Source organism: Reyranella sp. (genome assembly GCF_004297405.1).
Classification (GTDB): domain Bacteria; phylum Pseudomonadota; class Alphaproteobacteria; order Reyranellales; family Reyranellaceae; genus Reyranella.
Window position 1 is genome coordinate 774591 of the sequence record NZ_SCVC01000006.1, and the last position, 23344, is coordinate 797934.

Annotated in this window: 22 protein-coding genes and 1 tRNA gene; 15 read left to right on the plus strand and 8 right to left on the minus strand. The window is 63.0% G+C overall.

Annotated elements, in window-relative coordinates:
• Positions 1 to 4 precede the first annotated feature (4 nt).
• Both EPO50_RS06130 and EPO50_RS06135 read right to left on the minus strand, forming a co-directional pair.
• A complete protein-coding gene (locus tag EPO50_RS06130) occupies positions 5 to 910 on the minus strand; it encodes a branched-chain amino acid ABC transporter permease (protein ID WP_296342005.1) in 906 nt (301 codons plus the stop codon).
• 88 nt (positions 911 to 998) lie between these two features.
• Positions 999 to 2270 carry an ABC transporter substrate-binding protein gene (locus EPO50_RS06135; protein ID WP_296342007.1) on the minus strand — a complete coding sequence of 424 codons (1272 nt, stop codon included), beginning with the start codon at positions 2268 to 2270 and terminating at the stop codon, positions 999 to 1001.
• A 111-nt stretch (positions 2271 to 2381) separates the two neighbouring features.
• Between EPO50_RS06135 and EPO50_RS06140 the strand changes: the two genes are divergently transcribed.
• On the plus strand, positions 2382 to 3296 hold the full coding sequence (locus EPO50_RS06140) for an EamA family transporter (RefSeq protein ID WP_296342009.1): 915 nt from the start codon (positions 2382 to 2384) through the stop codon (positions 3294 to 3296).
• Position 3297: 1 nt separating this feature from the next.
• Here the strand turns inward: EPO50_RS06140 and EPO50_RS06145 are convergent, their stop codons facing one another.
• Complete coding sequence (locus EPO50_RS06145; RefSeq protein ID WP_296342011.1) at positions 3298 to 4149, minus strand: SDR family NAD(P)-dependent oxidoreductase; 852 nt, start codon at positions 4147 to 4149, stop codon at positions 3298 to 3300.
• A 38-nt stretch (positions 4150 to 4187) separates the two neighbouring features.
• Here EPO50_RS06145 and EPO50_RS06150 point away from each other — a divergent pair, with 38 nt between their 5' ends.
• Positions 4188 to 5282 carry a lactonase family protein gene (locus EPO50_RS06150; protein WP_296342013.1) on the plus strand — a complete coding sequence of 365 codons (1095 nt, stop codon included), beginning with the start codon at positions 4188 to 4190 and terminating at the stop codon, positions 5280 to 5282.
• On the opposite strand, the gene EPO50_RS06155 is transcribed toward EPO50_RS06150, so the two are convergent.
• Together EPO50_RS06155 and EPO50_RS06160 are read right to left on the minus strand one after the other, a co-directional pair.
• A complete protein-coding gene (locus EPO50_RS06155; RefSeq protein ID WP_296342015.1) occupies positions 5242 to 6744 on the minus strand; it encodes a tripartite tricarboxylate transporter permease in 1503 nt (500 codons plus the stop codon). The two genes, EPO50_RS06150 and EPO50_RS06155, sit on opposite strands and share 41 nt — an antisense overlap.
• 1 nt (position 6745) lies before the next feature.
• A complete protein-coding gene (locus EPO50_RS06160; protein ID WP_296342017.1) occupies positions 6746 to 7195 on the minus strand; it encodes a tripartite tricarboxylate transporter TctB family protein in 450 nt (149 codons plus the stop codon).
• Positions 7196 to 7383: 188 nt separating this feature from the next.
• Between EPO50_RS06160 and EPO50_RS06165 the strand changes: the two genes are divergently transcribed.
• From EPO50_RS06165 to EPO50_RS06220, 12 genes are all read left to right on the plus strand, one after another.
• Positions 7384 to 7857 carry a DUF4442 domain-containing protein gene (locus EPO50_RS06165; protein WP_296342019.1) on the plus strand — a complete coding sequence of 158 codons (474 nt, stop codon included), beginning with the start codon at positions 7384 to 7386 and terminating at the stop codon, positions 7855 to 7857.
• Positions 7858 to 7861: 4 nt separating this feature from the next.
• Complete coding sequence (locus EPO50_RS06170; RefSeq protein WP_296342021.1) at positions 7862 to 8407, plus strand: TetR/AcrR family transcriptional regulator; 546 nt, start codon at positions 7862 to 7864, stop codon at positions 8405 to 8407.
• A gap of 139 nt (positions 8408 to 8546) precedes the next feature.
• On the plus strand, positions 8547 to 9371 hold the full coding sequence (locus EPO50_RS06175; protein ID WP_296342022.1) for a GntR family transcriptional regulator: 825 nt from the start codon (positions 8547 to 8549) through the stop codon (positions 9369 to 9371).
• Positions 9372 to 9508: 137 nt separating this feature from the next.
• A complete protein-coding gene (locus EPO50_RS06180) occupies positions 9509 to 10741 on the plus strand; it encodes a branched-chain amino acid ABC transporter substrate-binding protein (RefSeq protein ID WP_296342024.1) in 1233 nt (410 codons plus the stop codon).
• 86 nt (positions 10742 to 10827) lie between these two features.
• Entirely contained in the window at positions 10828 to 11778 is a 951-nt protein-coding gene (locus EPO50_RS06185) for a branched-chain amino acid ABC transporter permease (RefSeq protein WP_296342025.1), read from the plus strand.
• Entirely contained in the window at positions 11775 to 13040 is a 1266-nt protein-coding gene (locus EPO50_RS06190) for a branched-chain amino acid ABC transporter permease (RefSeq protein WP_296342027.1), read from the plus strand. Before EPO50_RS06185 ends, EPO50_RS06190 begins: the two co-directional genes overlap by 4 nt.
• Entirely contained in the window at positions 13037 to 13795 is a 759-nt protein-coding gene (locus EPO50_RS06195) for an ABC transporter ATP-binding protein (protein WP_296342029.1), read from the plus strand. The genes EPO50_RS06190 and EPO50_RS06195 overlap by 4 nt, the downstream gene beginning before the upstream one ends.
• Positions 13795 to 14490 carry an ABC transporter ATP-binding protein gene (locus EPO50_RS06200; RefSeq protein ID WP_296342031.1) on the plus strand — a complete coding sequence of 232 codons (696 nt, stop codon included), beginning with the start codon at positions 13795 to 13797 and terminating at the stop codon, positions 14488 to 14490. The genes EPO50_RS06195 and EPO50_RS06200 overlap by 1 nt, the downstream gene beginning before the upstream one ends.
• Before the next feature lie 91 nt (positions 14491 to 14581).
• Positions 14582 to 15871 (plus strand): O-acetylhomoserine aminocarboxypropyltransferase, encoded by a 1290-nt coding sequence (locus tag EPO50_RS06205; protein ID WP_296342033.1) that lies wholly within the window; start codon positions 14582 to 14584, stop codon positions 15869 to 15871.
• A gap of 15 nt (positions 15872 to 15886) precedes the next feature.
• Complete coding sequence (locus EPO50_RS06210; RefSeq protein ID WP_296342035.1) at positions 15887 to 17221, plus strand: Rieske 2Fe-2S domain-containing protein; 1335 nt, start codon at positions 15887 to 15889, stop codon at positions 17219 to 17221.
• Positions 17221 to 18558, plus strand: coding sequence for a Rieske 2Fe-2S domain-containing protein (locus EPO50_RS06215; protein ID WP_296342037.1), 1338 nt, complete (start codon positions 17221 to 17223; stop codon positions 18556 to 18558). The genes EPO50_RS06210 and EPO50_RS06215 overlap by 1 nt, the downstream gene beginning before the upstream one ends.
• 67 nt (positions 18559 to 18625) lie before the next feature.
• Positions 18626 to 19234 (plus strand): glutathione S-transferase family protein, encoded by a 609-nt coding sequence (locus EPO50_RS06220; protein ID WP_296342039.1) that lies wholly within the window; start codon positions 18626 to 18628, stop codon positions 19232 to 19234.
• Between the two features lie 19 nt (positions 19235 to 19253).
• On the opposite strand, the gene EPO50_RS06225 is transcribed toward EPO50_RS06220, so the two are convergent.
• Positions 19254 to 20528 carry a nitrate/nitrite transporter gene (locus tag EPO50_RS06225; protein ID WP_296342040.1) on the minus strand — a complete coding sequence of 425 codons (1275 nt, stop codon included), beginning with the start codon at positions 20526 to 20528 and terminating at the stop codon, positions 19254 to 19256.
• Between the two features lie 107 nt (positions 20529 to 20635).
• Between EPO50_RS06225 and EPO50_RS06230 the strand changes: the two genes are divergently transcribed.
• Positions 20636 to 20712 (plus strand) — tRNA-Pro (locus EPO50_RS06230).
• A 72-nt stretch (positions 20713 to 20784) separates the two neighbouring features.
• On the opposite strand, the gene EPO50_RS06235 is transcribed toward EPO50_RS06230, so the two are convergent.
• Positions 20785 to 22053 carry a GAF domain-containing sensor histidine kinase gene (locus EPO50_RS06235; RefSeq protein WP_296342042.1) on the minus strand — a complete coding sequence of 423 codons (1269 nt, stop codon included), beginning with the start codon at positions 22051 to 22053 and terminating at the stop codon, positions 20785 to 20787.
• A gap of 333 nt (positions 22054 to 22386) precedes the next feature.
• A complete protein-coding gene (locus EPO50_RS06240) occupies positions 22387 to 23268 on the minus strand; it encodes a carbohydrate ABC transporter permease (protein WP_296342044.1) in 882 nt (293 codons plus the stop codon).
• Positions 23269 to 23344 lie beyond the last annotated feature (76 nt).

Below are 23344 nucleotides of genomic sequence, written 5' to 3' on the forward strand. Positions count from 1 at the left end.
CGACCTACTTGTTGTGCGGGCGACCAAACAGGCCGCTCGGCTTGAAGATCAGGACCAGCGCCATGATCAGGAACATCACGCCGTCGACGAACAGCGGGAACCCGATGCTGCCGAAGGAGCGCGTGAGACCGATGATGATCGAGGCCACGAAGGCGCCGACGATCGACCCCATGCCGCCGATCACCGTGACGATGAAGGACTCAATCAGGATCGAGAAGCCCATGCCCGGTGTCAGCGACCGCACCGGCGCGGCCAGCGCACCGGCCGCACCCGCGAGCGCACTGCCGATACCGAACACCGCGGCATAGTAGAGGTTCACCCTGATGCCCAATGCGGACACCATCGGACCGTTGACGGCGGCGGCGCGCACGATGTTGCCGAAGCGCGTGCGCGCGATCACCAGCCAGAGCAGCAGGCCGATCGCCATCGCGGCCACGATCATGAAGATATAGAACGGCGGCACGACGCCGCCGAAGAAGCGCAGCGGCGGCAGGCGGAATTCGACCGGCATGCCCATCGAGAGCGACACCGGGCCCCAGATGATCTTGATCAGGTCGTCGGAGATCAGCACGACGGCGTAGCAGACGAGAAGCTGCATCAGCACGTTCGAGCCGTAGACCTTACTCATCAAAAACCGCTCGAAGAGGACGCCCAGCATGCCGACCGCCACCGCCGCACCAAGGGCGGAGATAAAGTAGCTGCCGGTGAGCTGGTAGAACGTCCAGGCCGCGTAGGCGCCGATCATGTAGAGCGAGCCGTGCGCGAAGTTGATGACGTTCAGCACGCCGAAGATCAGCGTCACGCCCGACGCGATCAGGAACAGCAGCATGCCGATGATCATGCCGCTGGTAAGTTGAGTCACGATGCACGACGTCGTTCCGACGCAGCGCATCAACGCGTCAAGATCCACGAGAGCTCCCGGATATTCTGATCCGCCTCATCGCCTCTCCGCCACACAACGGAGAGGGCCGGCGAGAACTGTGCAGTGACTTAGTGAATTAGGAGGCGTAGCCCTGCTTCTTCTTCCACTGCTTCTCGAGTTCGTAGATCGGCTCCCACGGCGAGGTCTGGAAGTCAGCGATGTACGGTTCCTTGGAGAGCGAGACGCCGTAGCCGATGATGTAGTTCACCAGCGTGTTGTCTTCCGCACGCATGGTCACCGAGCCGCCGACGCCGAACTGCGTCTTGATCGTCATGCCCTTGATCACTTCCGCGAGCTTCTTGCCGTTGGTGTCGCCATTGGTCTTCTTCAGGGCCTCGACGACCATCTGGGCCGCCACGTCATTCTCCCACGACCAGTTGGTCGGCTTGTGCTTCTGGGTCTTGACGTAGTTCTGGTACCACTCCTCGTTTTCCTTGGTCGGCGGCACCGTGCGGTTATAGCGGCCGCCCGAGTAGACGCCCTGCGGGAACTGCTTTACCTGATCGACGACGCCATAGTCGCCGAGATTGACCATGAACGACGCCTGCTTATCGAACAGGCCGTAGAGGTTGGCCTGGTCGATGAAGGCCACGAGGTCGCCGCCCCACAGGGCAGAATACATCGCATCGGCCTTGGCGTTCAGTACCTTGGTCACGACCTCGGTGTAGTCGGGCTGGAAGAGCTTCGGCCAGGATTCCTCGACGACCTGGATGTTGCCGTCGAAATGCTTGGCATACTCCATGAATTCAGCAGTATTCGAGCGGCCGTAGGCATAGTCCGGTGAGCAGGTCGCCCACTTCTTGAGCCCCTTGGCCTTGGCGATCTTGGCGGCATAGTCGCCGCCGCCGATGGCATCGTGAATGCCCTGGCGGGCCGTGCGGAAGGCCGTCGGGACATGCAGCTTCGGATCGGCCGTCAGCGACGAGGTCTCCGAGTTGCTGTGAATACAGAGCACGCCGATCTCGCGGATCACCTCTTGCACCGCAAAGGCGCCGCTCGACGCCTCGGCGTCGATGATGATCTGGCAACCGTCGTTGTTGATCAGGTCGCGCGTGACCTTGGCCGCTTCCTGCGGTGCGCCCTTGGAGTCACGGACAACGAGCTCGATCTTGCGACCGTTGATGCCGCCTGTCTCGTTCACCTTGTCAAACACGACCTTGAGGCCGCCGACGCTGGTCTGGCCCAGCACGGCGACGCGGCCCGACAGGATGGTCGGCACGCCGATCTTGATGGCACCGCTCTGGCCTTTGACGATTGCCGGCATGCCGATGACGCCAGCCGTGGCGAGTGCACCCGCACCTTTCAGAATCTGGCGACGGCCAGTACGACGCGAGTCGATCGATGACATGACATTCACTCCCAAACGTTCTTTTGCTTTTACGGTCGACGACCAGTTGTCTCGATCTTAAGAACAATTGTTCAACATGGTCAAACATCACAACGAGTTCAGGCCGCGGACGTGATTCCTCCCTCCTGGCTCTGGATCCCCCTCACCGTTTTTGCCGCTGCTGCACAGACCGTTCGCAATACCGCGCAGCGGCATTTGGTCGACGAAGTGGGCACACTCGGCGCGACCTTGGTGCGGTTCCTCTACGGGATGCCCGTACTGACATTGTGGCTAGGCATCCTGCTCTTCGTAGGCGGCTCCGAATTGCCACCCTTTTCCTGGACATTTGCCGGCTGGGTATTGGCCGCCGCCTTCAGTCAGATGGCAGGTACGGCCTTTCTGTTGCGCGCCATGGCAGCGCGCAGCTTTGCCATCGGCCTCGTCTATTCCAAGAGTGAGGTCATTCAAGTTGCGATCTTCTCCATACTGTTTCTGGGAGAGTCCCTCTCGCTGACCGCGGCCGCGGCTGTCGGTCTCGCCACAATCGGTGTCGTGCTCCTGTCACCGCGCCTCAACAGCAGTGCCACCAGCGCGCGAAGCTGGACCGACGCTGCCGCCCTCTACGGTCTCGCCTCCGGGGCGACCTTCGCCATTTCGGCCGTCAGCTATCGCGGTGCCAATCTGACGCTGGGAGCTGTCTCACCCTTCCTCGCGGCGGCGGAGACCCTCTTCTGGAGCCAGCTCGTGCAGACGGTCCTGCTCGGCGCCTGGCTGCTGGCGCGAAACCCGACCATCGTCCTCGCGATCCTGCGGCAATGGCGGGTCTCGACCTTTGCCGGCGTCGCTGGCGCCCTGGCTTCGCTCACCAATGTGACGGCGCTGGCTCTCGCGCCCGCCTCACAAGTGCGAACCCTGATCCTGATCGAGGTCGTGTTCAGCTACGTCGTCTCGCGCCGCGTCTTCCGGGAATCGGTGAGCCGACGCGAACTCGCCGGCATTGTTCTCGTCGTCCTGGGCGCCGTGCTGGTCATTGCGACGGTGCGTTGAGCTACTTCCACGCCCTCGGTTTGCGGTGCCGTACGAGCTCGCCATAAGGCTCGGTCGTTCCCGCCGGCAAGGTCGCCAACCAGATCACGTCTTTCGCCGCCTCGTCCGGCGTCGCGGCGCTGGACATGTCGTCGAACCAGGGCCGTGAGGCTTCGGTGTCGATGAGGCCGGGACAGGCAGCATTGACCAGGATACCGCGACGGCGAAACTCAGCCGCCCTGTCACGCGCCAGCACACGGACCGAAGCAACCTGACCGACTTTCGATGGTACGTTGATCCAGTCCGGCCAACCTGCCGACTGAGCCGTGCCGGCACGCACCGCCGCCACGTAGTCGTCGAGGGCGCGCTCCACGCCTTGCAGCGTCAAGCCATCACCCTCGAACCTGGCATGCAGCCGTGGATCGAGATTGCGCAGCGAGCCGAACGAACTCGCGACGACGACCAGGCGCGCGTTGTCCCGCAATAGAGGTGTGAATGCCTCGAGCAGACGCAAGGTCCCATGATTGTTGGTATCGATGAATTCAGCGACCTGCTCGGACTGCGGCACGTCCTTGGTGATGCGAGCAGCGGCGTTCTGGATGACGATATCGATGCCGGCATGTCGTGATCGCACCGCCTCGGCGGCCGCCTGCACGCTCGTGTCATCGGTGACGTCGAGCGGGAGGAACTGCGGCGACAGTCCCTCACCCTTCAGCCGAGTGCAAGCTTCCTGGCCACGCTCTGCGTTGCGCGCCGTCAGGTAGACCGTGCCGCCAGTGCCCAGCTCGCGGCAAAGCCCGCGTACCAGGGCGAGGCCCAGCCCCTGGTTAGCGCCGGTGACGAGGGCGATACGGGACGTCGTTGCACTGGACATCGTTGACCTCGCTTCAATTGGCCGCCGAGAATGGCGGCATGAACACAAACCGGCTTTTCGCCTATGTCGGCAGCTACACCACGCCCGAGCGTCAGGGCCGCGGGAATGGCATCAATGTCTATCGCGTCGATCCGCGCAGCGGTGCCTTCCGGCACATCCAGCATCTCGCCGGGCTGGAGAACCCCTCGTTCCTTGCGCTCAACGCTGCGGGCACACGCCTCTATTCGGTCCATGGCGATCGCAGCGAGGCGACATCATACACCATCGATCCGGAAACAGGCCATATCGCCGTGCTGAACCGCCAGCCGACCGGCGGCTTCAATCCCATCCATCTCGCCTTCGATGCCACCGGCCGCTTTCTGGTCGTCAGCAATTACGGCTCGGACTCGATTGCGGCTCTTCCGATCGGGCGTGATGGCGCGCTCGGCGCCTACACGACACTGACGGCCGTTACCGCTCCGCTCGGTCCACATCGCGTGGAGCAGAAGAACGTACGGCCGCACCACAATCCGCTCGACCGGCAGGGCCGCTACTTCTACCTGCCCTGCAAAGGCTCGGACTGCGTGATCGGCTATCGCCTCGACAAGCGGCGCGGCGTGCTGGTGGAAGCCAATCGCGTCACCGCGCGTCCGAGCGCCGGACCGCGCCATATCGATTTCCATCCGAGCAAGGCGCTGGCCTATGTCATCAACGAGCTCGACTCGACGATCACGACCTATCGCCAGGATCGAAGCAGCGGCCAACTGACACCGTTACAAACCGTGCCGTCGACGCCGTCCGATTTCACCGGATACAGCACCGGCGCCGAGATCTGGGTCGATCGCGCCGGCCGCAACGTCTACGTCTCCAACCGCGGTCACGACAGTATCGGTGTGTTCGGCATCGATGCTCGCAAGGGCACGCTCACCCCGCGCCAGTGGGTTCCCACGAAAGGCGGCACGCCGCGCTTCTTCGCCTTCGATCCCGCCCAGCGATTCCTCTATGTCGCGAACCAGGGTGGCGATTCGATCGTTGGATACCGGGTTGGCCGCGGGGGCATGCTCGTGCCCACGCGGCTCCAGGTGAAGGTCGGAAGTCCGGCCTGTATCGTGTTCAGCCCTCTTCCTGGAAAGCTTCCTCGCGGGCTTTCTTGACGCTGGGCAGAGCCATCAGCACCAGCAGTGCCGCCGTCGCGATCAGCAGGCCAAGGCTGATCGGACGTTCGAGGAAGACCATCGGATCGCCACGCGACAGCAGCATGGCGCGCCGGAAGTATTCCTCCATCTGCGGTCCCAGGACCAGCCCCAGCAGGAACGGCGCACCTTCGCAGCCCAGTCGCACGAAGATGTAACCCAGCACGCCGAAGACGGCGACCTGCATCACGTGGAAGGTACTGTTCTGCAGGCTGTACGCGCCGATGCAGCAGAAAAGCAGGATCGCCGGGGCCAAGAAGCGGTAGGGCACCGTCAGCAGCTTCACCCACATGCCGATCATCGGCAGGTTGATGATGACCAGCATGGCGTTGCCGATCCACATCGAGACGATCATGCCCCAGAAGAGATCCGGCTTCTTGGTCATGACCTCGGGACCCGGCTGGATGCCCTGGATGATCATGGCGCCGACCATCAGGGCCATCACCGCATTGGACGGGATGCCCAAGGTCAGCATGGGGATGAACGAGGTCTGAGCGGCAGCGTTGTTGGCCGCCTCCGGTGAGGCAACGCCCTCGACCGCGCCCTTGCCGAACATCTGAGGCGTCTTGGAGAGCTTCTTCTCCAATGTGTAGGCCGAGAAGGCGCCCAGTGTCGGGCCGCCGCCCGGAAGCACGCCGAGGATCGAGCCCAGGGTGGTACCGCGCAGGACGGCCGGGATCGCCCGCCGGATTTCATCACTCGTCGGCCACAGCGAAGAAACCTTGATCGCCCCGGTGCGTGTGAGGTGTCGTTCGAGGTTGACCACGATCTCGGCAATACCAAACAGGCCCATGGCGATCGGGGCGAAGTCGATGCCGTCGCTGAGCTCGGGGATGTCGAACGTGTAGCGCTGGGCGCCGGTATTGACGTCGGTGCCGACCAGGCCGAACAGCAGGCCGAGGAAGACCATGGCGATGGCCTTGGTGACCGAACCGCTGGCCAGCACGATCGCCGCGATCAGGCCAAGTGCCATCAGCGAGCAATAGTCGGCCGGGCCGAATTTCTGCGCCATCAGGGTCAATGGCTCGGCGAACAGCACGATCAGGATGGTGCCGACGGTGCCAGCGAAGAACGAGCCTACCGCCGAGATCGAGAGCGCCGCCCCCGCTCGGCCGTTGCGCGCCATCTGATAGCCGTCGAGACAGGTCACCACCGACGAGGCTTCGCCGGGCAGATTGACCAGGATCGACGTCGTCGAACCGCCGTACTGCGCACCGTAGTAGATGCCGGCCAGCATGATCAGCGAGGCCGTCGGCGGCAGGTGGAAGGTGATCGGCAGCAGCATGGCGATGGTCGCCACCGGGCCGATGCCGGGCAGCACGCCGATCAGGGTGCCGACCATGCAGCCCAGCAGCGCATACATCAGGTTCTGCAGGCTGACGGCGACGCTCAGGCCAAGGGCAAGATTGTGCAGCAGATCCATCTTACCACACCCCTTCCAGGATCGAGATGTTCATGCCGAGTCCGAGCTTGAACACGACGATGCAGAGGATCGACAGCACCACGATGTTGCCGATCACCTCGAAGAGCTTGAATTCTTCACCCGCGAGCGAGGAGATCAGGATCAACACGACCAGGGCCGGGAACAGGCCGGCGCGTTCCAACAGCAAGGCGAAGCAGACGATGCCGATGGTCACCAGGGTGATGGGTTTCCACTTCGGCTTCTCGACTTCCTCTCCGCCGTTTATCAGCGCGAGAACACAGATGAGGATTCCCAGCCCCAAAAGAATCAGCGACAGCATGCGCGGCACGTAACCCGGCCCCATGCGCACCGCCGTTCCGATCGCCAGCTTTTGTCCGAAGTAAAGCGCCGCCGCGCCGAAGCCGACGAACATCAGCCCGGACAGGAAGTCCTTGCTCAGATACCGATTCACGCTGTCGTTCCCCCCGACCATGGCCAGAACGCCAGCAAAGACGCCGCTGGCGTTCATTCGTCGTGCAGTTGTTCTGCAAGAAGCCAACGGTAGTCCTCGATACTTACGCGAACCTGACAAACTGCCGGCCGAGGGCCGTTCTGCGAGAGAAACTCGACAAAGGTCACATCATCGACTAAATGTCTCCAATGGAGACATTTAACGCTCGCACCATGCTCTACGACACGATCCGCACCCAGTTGGGCCGGAGCGTCCCGTTCGCCCGTCACGCCGGCGTCGAGATCGACACCGTCGGGAAAGGCCGCGCCTCGGCGCACCTTCCCTTCCGGCCCGAGGGTCTGAACCATATCGGCACGCAGCATGCGGCCGCCCTCTTCGCTCTCGGCGAAACGGCGTCGGGTGCCGCAATGGCCGGCACCTTCGCCCCGATCCTGTTCGAGGTCCGGCCAGTCGCTGCCGAGGCGACGATCCGATACCTCGGCCTCGCCAAGGGCCGCGTGTCGGCAGAGGCCCGGGTCGATGCCGAACCCGACGCCTTGCTCAGTACCGTCAAAACCGAAGGCAAGGTGCGCTTCCCCGTCGTCGTCACGCTGAAGAATGAAGACGGAGCCGAAATCGGCGAGATGCAGGTGAACTGGCACGTCTCGCGCGGTCGCGCCTGACATCGTGGCCCGCAAGCCCAAGCGCGAGACCTTCCATCACGGCGACACGAAACGCGCCGCGGTCGATGCCGCACTTGCCCTGCTCGCCACCGAGGGCCGCGACGCGCTGACCTTGCGCGCCGTGGCCGAACGGATCGGCGTCAACCATCGCGCGCTCTATCGTCATTTCGCGTCCCTCGATGCGCTCAAGGTCGAGGTCGCGGCCGTGGGCTTCGCCCGCCTGGCCGATGCGCTCGAAAAAGTCTCGCCCGGCGAGCCACGCCAGCTGGCGAGCAGCTACGCCCGTTTCGCGCTGGCGAACGGACATCTCTACGATCTCATGTTCTCGATGCCCCTGCGCAAATGGTACGGCGCTTCTGCCGGCATCGGCCCGGCCATTCGCCGGGTCACCGCCGCTTCCATCATAGGCGTCGGCGGTGCGAAGGACGCAAAGGCCCGCGTCTTTCGCATCTGGGGTCTGGTGCACGGCCTGCTCGGCCTCTATCGCACCGAGACCTGGCGGGCGGCCAACGACCGCAAGGCCGTGGAGTTCATTGCTTCGCTGGTTTGATGCTGCCGCACTGTTCTTGTGATCACTGATCAAACAGAATAGTATCGCGTGCACTTGGAGCCATGATGCACGATCGAATGATTATGTGCGTTGTTGGTGCATGCCCCCAAAAGCAGAACGAGCGCGCATGAAGAATTCAATGAGGCTCCCCGACTTCTCTCCGGTGAGCCACTCCACTGTCCATGAGAAGGTGTACGACCGGATCAGGGACGCTCTCGTTGCAGGCAAGATGCTGCCCGGCCAGCGTATCGTCATCCGCGAGCTGGCCGACGCTCTCGGCACCAGCATGATGCCGATACGGGAAGCGCTGCGACGGCTCGAAGCAGAGAACGCGCTTGTCGGTTCGGCTGGCGGCACACTAACGGTGCCAATCCTCAGTCCAGCCGACTACGAAGAACTCTGCCTCATTCGCGTGGCCCTCGAAAGCAAGGCGGCTGCCGAAGCGGCGGTCCGCATCACGCCGCGCGAGCTAGATCGACTCGAACGCGTACTCACGACGCTTGAAGAAGCCTCCGATGTTCGCGACCTCGAGGCAGCACTTCGGCTCAATCGGGAGTTTCACCATCTCGTCTACGTCGCCGCTAGACGTGCCCTGCTGTTGCGGCTGATCGAAAGCCTCTGGCTGCGGGTCGGGCCGCAACTCAGCTACGTCGTGCGCAGTGATATCTACGGCGGCATTGCGATCCGAAGCGACGATCACCCGCATCGTCAGGTTCTCGCAGCGCTCAGATCCGGCAACGGACGCGCCGCGGCTGCCGGAATCACGCGCGACATTCGCCGCGCGGAGAAAGTAATCGTGGGTCATCTGCTCGAAGAGCAGAAGCTGCGTGAGGCCGCCTCGCAGGACGACAAGGAAACACACCACTCGGCTCCGGCTGGCATGTCGGGAAGAAAAAAGGCCGCGCAGCGCAGAGTGGCATCGCCTGGCGAAGCCGCAAGGACACCTGGCCCGCGCTCACGCTGATCGACCGTATCTCGGAATATTTTGTGATCTGTGATCACAAGTATCTTGACTCTTGCGACCCTGGCCCGCCAGATAAGGACGACGCGCGACTGCATGCGCGTCGTCGCACCACAACGCTGGTGCAGAGGAGGAAATCCATGAAATTCGCTCGTATCCTGGCAGGCACTGCGCTCGCCGCATTGGCCCTGACCAGCCCTGCTCCCGCTCAAGACGCCTCGACCGTGAAGCTCGCCCTGATCGACGGACAATCCGGTCCGAACGGTTTCATCGGCGAGAGCATGCGACAGCATCTGCAGTTCTTTGCCGAACGGAAAAACGCGGCAGGCGGCGTGCTCGGCGGCAGGAAGTTCGACGTCGTCGCCTTCGACAACAAGTTCGACCCGCAGGAAACGATCGTACAGCTACAGAAGGCAATCGACGCGGGCGCGCGCTACGTATTCCACGGCAACAGTTCCGCCGTGGCGGGTGCAATCGTGGACTTCCTCGAGAAGCACAATCGCCGCAATCCCGACAAGTCGGTGCTCTACATCAACTTCGCGGCGCTGGATCCCGTGCTGACGAACGACAAATGCAGCTTTTGGCATTTCCGCTTCGATGCGGACGTCAACATTCGGACGGCCGCCATCACCAATCAGATCCAGAAGGACCCTTCGATCAAGAAGGTCTACCTGTTCAATCAGGACTACTCGTTCGGCAAGGCCGTGCGCGCAGCAGCGACGCAAATGCTGAAGGACAAGCGGCCGGACATTCAGATCGTCGGAGACGAGCTGATTCCGCTCCAGAAGGTCACCGACTTCACGCCATACATTGCGAAGATCCGCGCAACGGGCGCCGATGCCGTGATCTCCGCGAACTGGGGCAACGACCTCAATCAGCTCGTGAAGACCGGCGGCGAACTCGGCCTGCCCGTCAAGTGGTTCACCTACTTCGCCAACGGCGAAGGTGGCGTCACCGCCCTCGGTGCGGCAGGCGTCGGCCGGGTGTTCGCCGTCAGCGAATGGCACATGAACGTACCAGAGGCGACATCCGAGAAAATGGCCGAGGAGTTCGGGAAGAAGTTCAATCGCGACCTCTTCTTCTACCGGCTGAACACCGTGATCACGATGCTGGCGCAGAGCATGGACGAGGCAAAAACCACCGATCCGAAGGCCGTCGCCCTAAAGCTTGAGACGATGGCCTTCAAGACTCCTCTCGGCGACACGTACGTCCGCGCCCAGGACCATCAGTTCTATCAGCCGCTCTACGTCTCGGTGATGTCCGACGACGTACCCAAGAAGCTCGAGAAGACACCGTTCGGCTTCAAGACCGTCGGCATGTCGGCGGCAAAGGAGACCGAAGTTCCAACGACCTGCAAGATGCAGCGGCCATAGGCTGACAGCCTCGCCGCGGGCGACAGATCCTACATCTACGCCCGCGGCGGCTTGCACTCCGCCCTCCCTTTGCCTGGACGACGGTCTTGCTGGAACAACTCGCGATCTCGACCCTGAACGGCATCATCTACGGGATGCTGCTGTTCATGCTTGCCAGCGGCCTCACGCTTATCTTCGGCATGATGGGTGTGCTCAATTTGGCCCATGCCAGCATGTACATGCTGGGGGCCTATCTCGGTTACCAGATATCGAAGACGATCGGCTTTCTGCCGGCCCTGATACTCGGACCGCTGGCGCTTGGGCTCGGCGGTGCCTTACTCGAACGATACGGCCTGCGGCGCGTACATCAGCACGGGCACGTTTCCGAGCTGCTCTTCACATTCGGCGTCGCCTTCATGATCCAGGAAGCCGTTCAGATGATCTGGGGGCGGATCGGTGTGCCCTATCGGGTCCCCCCTGAGCTCGACTTTCCGCTGTTCCGGCTGTTCGACACCCCCTACCCAGCCTACCGGATCTTCGTGCTGGTGCTCGCGGTGGCGATCTTCGTCGGACTGTTCGCAATCCTCTCGCGTTCGCGGATTGGCCTCGTCATACGCGCCGCCCTCACCCATCCGAACATGGTCGGCATGCTCGGGCACAATGTGCCGCAAGTCTTCATGCTGGTCTTCGGCGTCGGCGCCGGATTGGCCGGCCTCGCTGGCGTCATCGGCGGACCGATCTTCGTGACCTCCCCCAACATGGCGGGAGCGCTTGGAGCCATCCTGTTCACGGTCGTGGTCATCGGCGGATTGGGCTCGCTGCCCGGCGCCTTGCTTGCCTCCCTTCTGATCGGGCTTGTCCAGACATTCGCCGTCGTCATGGACGTGTCTCTCGACGACTTCATCAAGGCAATCGGCGTTGACGCCAAGGCCGGCAACATCCTCGGTGACATCCAGCATACGACGATCGCCCAGATTGCCCCGATCCTGCCCTACCTGATGCTTCTGGTGATGCTCGTGGTGCGCCCCCGCGGTCTCTTCGGGAGTCGCGACGTATGACATCCCTTTCCATCGGCAGGCACGCCGGACAGATTGTCTGGTTCCTGGCAATCGCGCTGGCGCTGCTGCTGCCAGAGCTCATTCCCTCGAAGACCGCGCTAACGAAGATGTGCCTGATCGGCATCACCATCGTCTTCGCACTCTCCTACAACATCCTACTGGGTCAGACCGGGCTTCTCTCGTTCGGTCATGCCGTCTATTTCGGCCTGAGCGGGTTCGCAGCCATCCATCTGATCAATCTGATCGGCCGGCACCAACTGCCGATACCCGTGCTCATCGTCCCGCTCTTCGCCGGACTTGCCGGAGCGGCGTTCGGCCTGCTCTTCGGCATCCTGTCGACCAGGCGTCACGGGACGGCGTTTGCGATGATATCACTGGCCATCGCCGAACTGGTGGCCGCCTCGTCCCTGATCCTGGAGAGCTTCTTCGGTGGTGAGTCGGGTGTCACGACGGATCGCAGCGTCGGACCGACTCTGTTCGGTATCGACCTGGTGCCGCAGATCCAGGTCTACTACCTGATCGTGGGTTGGGGCGTGCTGTCGGCCATCACCATGTACGCGTTCACGCGCACACCGCTTGGACGCATGGCCACGGCGGTCCGCGACAATCCGGAACGGGCGGAATTCATCGGCTATAGCCCGCAGATCGTCCGGCTGCTGTCGTTCATCGTCTCGGCCTTCTTTGCCGGCGTCGCCGGCGGCCTGGCCGCCATCAACTACGAAATCATGACGGCGACCAATCTGTCTACGGCCGCCTCCGGGTCGGTCCTGATCATGACCTACATCGGCGGCGCGAGTTTCTTCTACGGGCCGGTCATCGGCGCCATCGTGATCAGCCTGATCCAGCTTTCCCTGAGCGACGTCACGCCGGCCTGGCTGCTCTATCTGGGTTTGTTGTTCGTAATCACGGTATTGTTTGCCCCGACTGGGATCGCAGGCCTGATTGAACGGCATCTGCCTCCGCTGCGAGCGCGGGTTTTGCATCACTTGATCCCGTCATATCTGCTGAGCGCAGCCGCAGGCTCCGTCTTCGCCGTCGGCGCCATCGCGTTGCTGGAGATGAACTATCACGTCACGCTCAACGCACACGAAGGGCCGCTGCTGCGCCTCTTCTGGATCCAAGTCGACACGACGCAGCCTTTGGCCTGGGGTGTAGCGATCCTTGTCACCGTGTGCGGGTTTTTTCTGTTCCGCCGCACCTGGCCATTGGTCGGCGGCGCCTGGAACGAGATTGACAGCCGCTTGCGCAAGGCAGCGCCATGAAGGAGCCGGCTCTCGCTCTCACCGATCTCCGGAAGGATTTCGGCAAGACATCCATCATCCGAGGGGTGTCGCTGTCCGTCGTCGCCGGCGAACGCCATGCCATCATTGGCCCCAACGGCGCGGGCAAGTCGACGCTCTTCCATCTGATCAGCGGCCGCTTTCCACCGAGCGGCGGCACGGTCGCCCTTCACGGCCACGACATCACGGGCCTCAAGCCATCGGCAATCAATCGCCGGGGGCTGTCGCGCAGCTTCCAGGTATCCAACCTGTTTCCACGCCTTTCGGTGTCCGAGAACATCCGCTGTGCGTTGCTCTGGTCGACCGGTTATCGCTACTGCTTCTGGCGCTGGGCGGATCGCCTGAGCGATGTTTCCGCGAAAGTCGAGGATGTCCTGACTCGGACCGGATTGAGCGGACGCCGCGATGTCCTGGCTGGAGTCCTGAGCTATGCCGACCAAAGAGCACTGGAAATCGGCATCGCGATCGCCGGTGGTGCCGATGTCGTTCTGCTCGATGAACCGACGGCAGGCATGAGCCACAGCGAGACTCGCCGGACGATCGACCTGATCCGTGAGGTCACGATCGGCAAGACCCTCGTCATGGTGGAGCATGACATGGGTGTGGTGTTCGATCTCGCAGACCGAATCTCGGTCCTCGTCTATGGCGAGATCATTGCGACCGGAACCGCCAGCGAGATAAGAGCCAGCAAGGCCGTTCAAGACGCCTATCTTGGAACGGCGGGGACTGCCCACTGATGCTCGAACTCCAGGATGTCCATGCCTACTACGGGAAAAGTCACGTTCTGCAGGGTGTCAATCTTCACCTGACGGAAGGCGAGATCGTCACTCTCCTTGGACGCAACGGCGTTGGGCGATCGACGACCATCAAAGCGATCATGGGCGATGTCGTCTGTACCGGCACGATCCGCTTCAAGGGCCGCGACATTCTGGGACTGAAGTCATACGAGATTGCGCGTCTTGGCGTGGGATACGTACCGGAAAATCGCGACATCTTCCCGGGATTGACCGTACGCGAGAACCTCCTGCTTGGGCAGAAGAAGCGGCACGCGCAAGGCCGATGGTCGATGCAGGACATGTTTGCCCTGTTTCCCCGGCTCGAGGAACGCGCCGAGGTATCGGCCGGAGTGCTTTCGGGTGGCGAACAGCAGATGCTGACGATCTGCCGGACGCTGATGGGCGATCCCGATCTGATCATGGTCGACGAACCGACGGAGGGGCTGGCGCCGAGAATGGTGGAACTCGTGGCCGACCTGTTGCGGCGCATCGCCGAACGAGGCGTGTCTATCCTGCTCGTAGAACAGAAACTCACCATCGCGCTCGAAATCTCGCGGCGAGTCTATGTCATGGGCCATGGCCGTGTCGTCTTCGAAGGAACACCGGCCTCGCTGAGCGCCGATGCGACAATCAGGAAGGAGTGGCTGGAGGTCTAGATTTGACGGCTGAGATCGGCGCGGCCACTTTGGGGCTTCAAATCCAGGCGGACATCGTCTGCCTTTCCAAGCCTCGGTCGTGGAGAGTTCAGTGAGCGACAAGCAATACGGTTTCGAGACCCTGTCGGTACATGCAGGAGCCGCCCCCGATCCCGCCACCGGCGCGCGCGCGCAACCGATCTACCAGACCACGGCCTATGTCTTCGAAGACGCCGACCACGCCGCCGCACTCTTCAACCTGCAGACCGTCGGCTTCATCTACTCGCGCCTGACCAATCCGACGAATGCCGCGCTCGAGGCGCGCATTGCCACGCTCGAAGGTGGCCGCGGCTGCACCGTCGCCTCGTCCGGTCATGCGGCCCAGGTGCTCGCCCTCTTCCCGCTGATGTCACCCGGCGCAGAGATCGTCGCCGCGTCCCGCCTCTATGGCGGCTCACTGCAGCAGATGAAGAACACCTATCCAAAGTTCGGCTGGAAGGCGAACATCGTCGACGCCGACCAGCCGGACAATTTCAAGCGCGCGCTGACGGACAACACCAAGGCCTTCTTCATCGAGAGCCTCGCAAATCCGGGCGGCGTCATCAGCGACATCGAGGCGATCGCCCGTATCGCCGAAGATGCCGGCGTGCCGCTGCTGGTCGACAACACGCTGGCGACACCCTGGCTCTGCCAGCCGATCGATTACGGTGCGACCCTGGTCGTGCACTCCACCACCAAGTTCCTGAGCGGCACGGGAACGTCGATGGGCGGTGCAGTCGTCGATTCCGGCAAGTTCAACTGGTCGCGCGGCGGCAAGTTCCCGAGCCTCGCCGGCCCCGAGCCCGCCTATCATGGGCTGAACTTCTTCGAGACCTTCGGCGACATGGCCTACACCTTCCACAGCCACGCCGTCGGCCTGCGCGATCTCGGCCCCTCGCAGGCGCCGTTCAACGCTTGGCTCACCATGCTCGGCATCGAGACGCTGGGGCTTCGCATGGAGCGCCATTGCGCCAACGCGCTCACCGTCGCGCAGCATCTGGAAAAGCATCCGGCGGTCGCCTGGGTGAACTATGCCGGCCTGCCGTCCAACAAGTACAATGCGCTGGCGAAGAAGTACCTGCCGAAGGGCGCAGGCTCGGTCTTCACCTTCGGCGTCAAGGGCGGCTACGACGTCGGCGTGAAGGTCGTCGACAGTGTCGAGCTCTTCTCGCACCTCGCCAACATCGGCGACGCCAAGAGCCTGATCATCCATCCCGCCTCGACGACGCATCGCCAGCTCTCCGACGAGCAGCGGGTCGCGGCCGGCGCCGGTCCCGACGTGCTGCGGCTGTCGATCGGCATCGAGACGGTAGGCGATATCATCGCCGATCTCGACCAGGCCCTCGCCAAGGCAACGGCTTAACGCCAGCGGACCGCCATGCTGAGCAAGGCCGACAACGAGTTCCTCACCTCCGCCAGCAAAGGCACGCCGATGGGCGAGCTGCTGCGCCGGTTCTGGATGCCGGCGCTCCTCTCGGAGGAGCTGCCGGAGCGAGATGGTCCACCCAAGAAGATCCGCATCATGGGCGAGGATCTGCTGGCCTTCCGCCAGACCGACGGGCGGGTCGGCATCGTCGAGCCGCACTGCCCGCATCGCGGCGCCAATCTCTACTACGGCCGCAACGAAGAGTGCGGCCTGCGATGCTCCTTCCACGGCTGGAAGTTCGATATCGACGGAAACTGCGTCGATCTGCCGACGTCGCCGCCGGAGTCGGCCTACAAGGACACGATCAAGCTGCTGGCCTACCCGACGCGCGAATGGGCCGACATGATCTGGGTCTATATGGGCCCGCGCGAGCTGATGCCGGAACTGCCCCAGCTCGAACTGGGGCTGGTGCCCGCCTCTTCCCGCTTCGTCACCAAGAAGTGGCAGGACTGCAACTGGGTCCAGAGCCTCGAAGGTGCGATCGACACGTCGCACTTCTCCTTCCTGCACAAGGTGCTGGAGACCGACGCCGAGGCCGCGCGCAGGGCGATGAGCAATGCCGCGATCGGCGACCAGTCCAAGCCCGACGACCGCATCCGCTGGGTGCAGAACGATCCCCGTCCGAAGTTCACCGTGCTCGGCCATGACACCGGCCTCGTGATCGGCGGCGCGCGCAAGACCGACAGCCGCGACCTCTACTGGCGCATCGCGCAGTTCCTGATGCCCAATCACGCCTATACGCCGGCCGCTTTCCCCGGCGAGATCTACTGGGGCCAGTCATGGGTCCCGGTCGACGACGTGAACTGCTGGATCTACACCTACTGCTGGCAGCCCGAGCGGCCTTTCAGCAATTCCGAGCGCGCCAAGTTCCGCGGCGGCTTCAACGTCCACTCGGAGGTCGACGCGAACTACATGCCGTTGCGCAACATGCACAACGATTATCTGATCGATCGCAAGATGCAGAAAACCGAGAACTTCAGCGGCATCACCGGCGTGTCCGAGCAGGACGCAGCCATCCAGGACAGCCAGGGGCCGATCCAGGACCGCACTCGCGAGCATCTCGGTCCGACCGACATCGGCGTCGTCGAGTTTCGCAAACTCGTGATGGGAGCGGCCCGCCGGCTGGCGGAGGGCGAACAACCCTCTTCCGTACAGCACGCCAGCCGCTACGCTGTGCGTTCGGGCGGCTGGGTCGCCGCACCGGACAAGGACCTCGCCACGGTGATGACCGAACGGTTCGGTCACAGCCACGGCTATATCGGCAACCACTACGGATTAGGTGACTGATGCTCAGCCCGGCCGACAACGCGTTTCTCACGCAAAGCGGCCCGGGCACGCCGATGGGCGACCTGCTGCGCCGCTTCTGGATGCCGGCGCTCCTTTCGGAGGAGCTTCCGGAGCGCGACGGGCCGCCGAAGAAGATCAAGGTCCTGGGCGAAGAGCTGATCGCCTTTCGCGCGACCGACGGCCGTGTCGGCATCGTCGAACCGCACTGCCCGCATCGCGGCGCCAATCTCTTCTTCGGGCGCAACGAGGAGTGTGGCATTCGCTGCGCTTTCCATGGCTGGAAGTTCGACCTCGACGGCAACTGCATCGACCTGCCGACCTCGCCACCCGAGTCCAGCTACAAGGACACGATCAAGCTACTCGCCTATCCGACGCGCGAATGGGCTGACCTGATCTGGGTCTATATGGGGCCGCGCGAACTGATGCCGGAGCTGCCGCAGCTCGAGCTGGGCCTCGTTCCCGCCGCCCATCGCTACGTCTCGAAGAAACGGCAGGATTGTAATTGGGTGCAGAGCCTCGAGGGCGCCATCGACACTGCGCATTTCTCGTTCCTGCATGCCATCCCGACCAAGGACGAGGCGGTCAAGCTCGACATCCTGCGCAAGACCTCGGCGATCGGCCAGGAATCAGGCCTCGCCGATCGCAGCCGCTGGGTGACCGACGATCCACGGCCGAAGTTCAGGGTCCAGGGCCACGACGCCGGCTTGGTGATCGCTGCCGGCCGCAAGACCGACACCACCGACCTCTACTGGCGCATCGCCCAGTACCTCGCGCCCAATCATGCGCTGGTGCCCGTCGCCTTCCCTGGCGAAGTCTACCATGGGCAAAGCTGGGTCCCCATCGATGACGTCACATGCTGGGTCTACACCTATAGCTGGGTCCCGGATCGGCCACTCACCAACGCCGAGCGCACCAAGTATGCGGGCGGACTGAGCCTCCATGCCGAGATCGACGAGCACTACGTGCCCAAGCGCAACATGGGCAACGACTACCTGATCGACCGCGAACTTCAGAAGACGTTGAGCTTCACCGGCATCAGCGGCGTGTCGGACCAGGATGCCGCGATCCAGGACAGCCAGGGCGCGATCCAGGACCGCACCAAGGAACATCTCGGCCCGACCGATGTCGGCATCGTCGAATTCCGCAAGCTGGTGATGGGCGCAGCCCGCGCTTTGCAGCAGGGCGAGCTGCCGCGTTCCGCTGCCGCATCGCGCCGCTATGCGGTACGCGCCGGCGGCTGGATCGCGGCCCCCGAGAAGGACCTCGCGACAATCATGAACGAGCGCTTCGGCCATCCGCACGGCTATGTCGGCCACGAATATGGACTGGCGGAATAGAACGTTAGACCGGCCTGTCGGGCTGATCTATCGTCGGCACCGTTTTTGGGATCGGGGAGATTACTAAGTGACCGTCAAGATCTACGGGCCAACTGCTTCGCGCGCCGCCCGCCCTTTGTGGATCGTGCATGAGCTCGGCATTCCGTTCGAGCATGTCGCGTTGGAGATGAAGGATCTCAAGGGTGCCGACTTTCTGAAGATCAATCCCAACGGCAAGGTGCCGGCGCTGGCCGACGGCGATTTCAAGCTCTTCGAGTCGATGGCGATCAACCTCTACCTGGCGGCCAAGCACGGCAAGGATGGCTTCATGCCGTCGAGCCTCGAGGACCAGGCACTGGTTTGGCAGTGGAGCTTCTGGGGCATGACGGAAGTCGAGCGCCACCTGCTCACGGTCCTGATCGACATGTTCATGACGGCGCCAGACAAGCGCAAGCCGGAGGCGGTCGCGGAAGCGCAGAAGGCGCTACCCAAGCCCTTCGCCGTGCTGAACGGCGCTCTGCAGGGCCGCGATTACCTGCTGGGCTCGACCTTCACGGTCGCCGACCTGAACCTCGCTTCGATCTGCAGCTGGGCCAAGCCGATCAAGTTCGACTTCGCGCCCTTCCCCAATGCCGGCGCCTGGCTCGATCGCTGCCTGGCACGACCGGGCTACAAGGCCGCCCGCGGCACCAAGTAAGCGAAGAGACGCGGACCTACTACTCGGCCGGCGCCGCTTGCGGCGTCGGCCGTCTTGCTTCCGCGATGGCTTCCTGGCCGCGATCGTTGCCCGGCAACAGAAACGCCACCAACGTGATCACCACCGACGTGACGGCAAGGCCCAGGAACAGCAGTTCGAGACTGCCGGTCGTCTCGCGTATCCAGGCGATCAACAGGATCGCCAGCGGCCCCGCTCCAAACGCCACGACGAACTTCGCGCCGAAACCCAGCCCGTGATAGCGGCTGGGCGTGTAGCGGGCGATCAGGATGTTCTCGATCGGGCCAGCCGCTGCACTCAGCACCGCCGAACCGATGGCGCCCAGCAGTGCCACGTAGCCGTTGCCCATTGCGAGGGCGAGCATGGCGCCGATCTGTAGCGCCGAGGCGACGATGTAGGTCGCCTTCAGCGGATAGCGATCGACGATGCGCCGGCCCATGGCGTACTGCGCAAAGCCCGAGACGACGTAGATCATCGAGGTTGCAAGCCCGACCCACAGCACGACCTTGGTCGCAACGCCCCACGAAGCCAGTCCGTCGCGCAATGCGCTGATCTCGGTTGCCAGCTTCACCTCGAAGACCAGCGCAGCGCCGAACATCACGGCCTGCCAGATCACGCCTTCCAGGGCCATGGTGACGGACAGCACGGAGAAGACGCGCCAGAACTCGCGGCGGCCGACCTGCACGCCGGGAGTCGCCGGCATCGGACGATCACCGACCTTGCCTTGCCGCATCTGCACGAAGAGCACGGCGCCCACAGCGATACAGACGAGACCCGGCACGATGAAGGCCGCCCGCCACGAGGCGAGCGTGATCAGCACGCCCGGCACGATGCCATAGAGCGCAAGGCCCGCACTGCCCCAGAGGCCGTTCACGCCCATGGCGTGCCCCTGTTCCTTGGCCGTGCGGATGACCCAGCCGATGCCGACGGAATGGTAGATCGCCCCGAAGGCGCCGATGCCGCAGAGCGCCAGGGAGAGCAAGAACGTGTCGCCGGTCGGCACGAAGCCGCAGGCGATCGAGGACAGGCCGAGGCCCAGGAACATCACGACCATCATGGCCGGGGCGCCGAAGCGGTCGGAGGCCCAGCCGGCCGGCAGCGACATCACCCCCAGCAGGATGGTGGCCGGGGCGTAGAGACGCAGCAGATCCTCCGCCGGCAGGTTCCAGGAAACGGCGAGAGTCAGCACGATCACGGCGTAGAAAGCCGTCATCATGTGCATCAGGGCGTGGCCGATGGAGGAGAACAGCAGGACGCGACTGGCGGAATCGATCATGGTCCCTGTATCTGTCGGCCAAGAGATCGACGCAAGCCGGCTTGCGGCAACGCTGCCATTCGCGCTAAAGCCCCCGTGCCGCGGGCCGACAGGCCCAGGCATCCGGTCGGGGCGTAGCGCAGCCTGGTAGCGCATCAGTCTGGGGGACTGGGGGTCGCAGGTTCAAATCCTGTCGCCCCGACCATCTTAACCCCGCATTTATTGGGTTTTCGTGGCCCTGCCGTCTGGCACGGTATGCCGATCGCAAGACGCGTCACTAACGCTTCGTCGTCTTCTCCCTGCCGAGCGCCCTCGCCACCTCTTCCGGATCGCGGGGGTTACTGACCCGCAGCCCCCTCCTCGCCGCCACCTTCGGCTCGACCGGCATTCGGAAAGTGAACCGGGTTTTGCGGTCCTCGGACCTCACGTCCAGTCGTCCGCCATGCGCCTTCGCAATCTCGGACGCAATGTAAAGGCCAAGCCCGAGGCCTTGTTGGCCGGGGCGCGTATCTGCGCGGTAGAAAGGCTGAAACAAGCGATCCATGGCTTCCGGCGGAATGGGATCGCCACCATTGGTCACGGCAAGCTCGAAGTGCCCATCGACGATTGCCGCACTCACCTCGATCGGCGCTTCATCCGAACCATGGGTGATGGCGTTTCCCAGCAGGTTCGATAGCAGCTGGGCCAGCCGGGCGTGATCGACGTCGACATCGCCGGCAATGTCGATGCTGCCATGGATGAGCCGCTCCGGATGGCTCGCTCTTATCTCATTGATTACCTGCTCCAGGGTTGGTTCGAGACGCTGGCCACTCTGGCGCGTGACACTCAACCCGCCGCCGAGTCTCCCCTTGGCAAAATCCAGAATGTTGTCGATCAAACTCGACATCCGGGAGACGCTTTGCTGCATCAATCGAAGGACGAAAGCGGTCTTTGGATCCTGGTGTTCCTTCGCGATGAGGTGCGCGCCGCCCTGGATGGCGGCCAATGGGTTGCGCAAGTCGTGCCCCAGGACGGCAATGAACTGCTCGCGCAACTTTGCCGCCGCCTGCTGATCGAGGACCTGTGCACGGCTCTCGGTCAGCTTCTTGTCGGCGTCGAGGTGGTAGGCGATCAGCTCAGCGAAGAGCCGAAACATGCCCATCGTCGTCTCGTTCTTGAGCTTCGCCGGCTTGGAATCGATGGCGCAGAGCGTCCCGAAAAAGGAACCGTCCGGCAGGACGATGGGAACGGAGATGTAGCTCTGCAAGTTGTAAAGACGAGGCGTGTGATGCGCGGCGTAGATCGGATCTTCCGCAACGTTGTCGATGACGATTTCCTGGCCACTTCCCCGGACCTCGTGGCACAGCGTGGTTTCGACTTTGAGCTCGCCGCCGGCCGGCAGACCGAAATGGACGTTGTCGAGGACTTCGCACGCCACCCAGCGGTCTTCAGTGACCCGCGCCACGGCCGCAAATCCCATTCCTGTGGTCTTGCAAACGACATTCAGGATCGTCGGGATGGCGTCGATTCGCTGGATCGCGGCGATATCGTCTTGAATGTCGGTCATTCGGCGAAGATTAGACGGCCGTGTATTTGACGGCTACGCCGATGTGCGGCCCCTTCGAATTATAGATCGGGGGTCGAACAGGTCGGGCAAAAAGAAAGGGCCCGCGGGGGGCGAGCCCTTTCACCTTCTCGGGGGAGAAGTTCGAAGCAGCAAACGGGTGGAGTAGCTGCCCGATACTCCTCAACGCTCGATCACGATGATGGTTGCACGAGCTGGCAAGACTCCCGTGAATAGTTCGGTGGAGACCGGGGAAAAGTGGAAGAACGGGACCCGCCCTGCCCAACCGAAGCGGATTGCGCCCGCCCCGCCACTCGGCTCCCGCGGCATCGACCTTCAGGCTTCACTCCCCCGCTTCATGACGCCCCGCAGGATGAAGATCGCGGCCACCGCCAGGATCGGCACCATGAACAATGACACGCTGGCGCCCAACGGCAGGTTGCCGCCAAGAATGCCGACGCCGAACGCGTAGGTCGCGAACACCTGGGTCGTGCCGAGCGGGCCGCCGTTGGTCAGCACGGCCACGATATTGAAGCTGGCGAAGGTGCCGATCACGGAGGACAGCACCGTGATGGCGATGATGTTGCGCATCATCGGCAGGGTCACGTACCGGGTGCGCTGCCACCACGTCGCACCGTCGATCGACGCCGCCTCGTAGAGTTGCTCGGGCACTGACTTCAATGACGCCAGATACATAATCATGAAGAACGGCGCGCCGAACCACACGTTCACCAGGATGACGGAGAAGCGCGCCCAGCCGGTCTCTCCGAGCCAATAGATGCGGTCCAGGCCGAGGTGCTCGAGAATCCAGTTGAAGGCGCTGTAGGACGGGTCGAATAGCCACCGCCAGGCGAGCGTGCTCATGGCGGGCGGAATAACCCAGGGCACGAGCAGCATGCCGCGCCATTTGCGCTGTCCCTTGGTCGGGATGTTGTGAACGAAATGGGCGATCACGAAGCCGATGATCACCTTGAAGAAGACGGCGGAAAAGGTGAACAGACACGACTGGTAGACGACCATCCAGAAGGTGTGGCGTCCCAGCAGGAACTCGAAATTGCCCAGCCCGACGAACTTCGTCATCCCCCTGTTGAGCATCGAAATATAGACGGCAAAACCCGCGGGATAGGCCACAAGCACGAGGATCAGGATGATCAGCGGCAGCGTCATCAGGAAAGCGATGGTCGATTTGCGCTGCATCAACCTGACAAAAAAAGCCATCAGTCGAAGTCTCTAAGCTGGAGGGCGAGTGTCACTTGGACAGAAAAGCGTCCGGCAACGCAGAGACGGTCAAGCG

Bases quoted from the DNA above. Each gene is read 5' to 3' on its own strand.
- EPO50_RS06135 (WP_296342007.1), bottom strand. From the start codon at position 2,270: ATGTCATCGATCGACTCGCGTCGTACTGGCCGTCGCCAGATTCTGAAA.
- EPO50_RS06145 (WP_296342011.1), bottom strand. From the start codon at position 4,149: ATGTCCAGTGCAACGACGTCCCGTATCGCCCTCGTCACCGGCGCTAAC.
- EPO50_RS06150 (WP_296342013.1), top strand. From the start codon at position 4,188: ATGAACACAAACCGGCTTTTCGCCTATGTCGGCAGCTACACCACGCCC.
- EPO50_RS06155 (WP_296342015.1), bottom strand. From the start codon at position 6,744: ATGGATCTGCTGCACAATCTTGCCCTTGGCCTGAGCGTCGCCGTCAGC.
- EPO50_RS06165 (WP_296342019.1), top strand. From the start codon at position 7,384: ATGGAGACATTTAACGCTCGCACCATGCTCTACGACACGATCCGCACC.
- EPO50_RS06175 (WP_296342022.1), top strand. From the start codon at position 8,547: ATGAGGCTCCCCGACTTCTCTCCGGTGAGCCACTCCACTGTCCATGAG.
- EPO50_RS06180 (WP_296342024.1), top strand. From the start codon at position 9,509: ATGAAATTCGCTCGTATCCTGGCAGGCACTGCGCTCGCCGCATTGGCC.
- EPO50_RS06190 (WP_296342027.1), top strand. From the start codon at position 11,775: ATGACATCCCTTTCCATCGGCAGGCACGCCGGACAGATTGTCTGGTTC.
- EPO50_RS06195 (WP_296342029.1), top strand. From the start codon at position 13,037: ATGAAGGAGCCGGCTCTCGCTCTCACCGATCTCCGGAAGGATTTCGGC.
- EPO50_RS06200 (WP_296342031.1), top strand. From the start codon at position 13,795: ATGCTCGAACTCCAGGATGTCCATGCCTACTACGGGAAAAGTCACGTT.
- EPO50_RS06210 (WP_296342035.1), top strand. From the start codon at position 15,887: ATGCTGAGCAAGGCCGACAACGAGTTCCTCACCTCCGCCAGCAAAGGC.
- EPO50_RS06215 (WP_296342037.1), top strand. From the start codon at position 17,221: ATGCTCAGCCCGGCCGACAACGCGTTTCTCACGCAAAGCGGCCCGGGC.
- EPO50_RS06225 (WP_296342040.1), bottom strand. From the start codon at position 20,528: ATGATCGATTCCGCCAGTCGCGTCCTGCTGTTCTCCTCCATCGGCCAC.
- EPO50_RS06235 (WP_296342042.1), bottom strand. From the start codon at position 22,053: ATGACCGACATTCAAGACGATATCGCCGCGATCCAGCGAATCGACGCC.
- EPO50_RS06240 (WP_296342044.1), bottom strand. From the start codon at position 23,268: ATGGCTTTTTTTGTCAGGTTGATGCAGCGCAAATCGACCATCGCTTTC.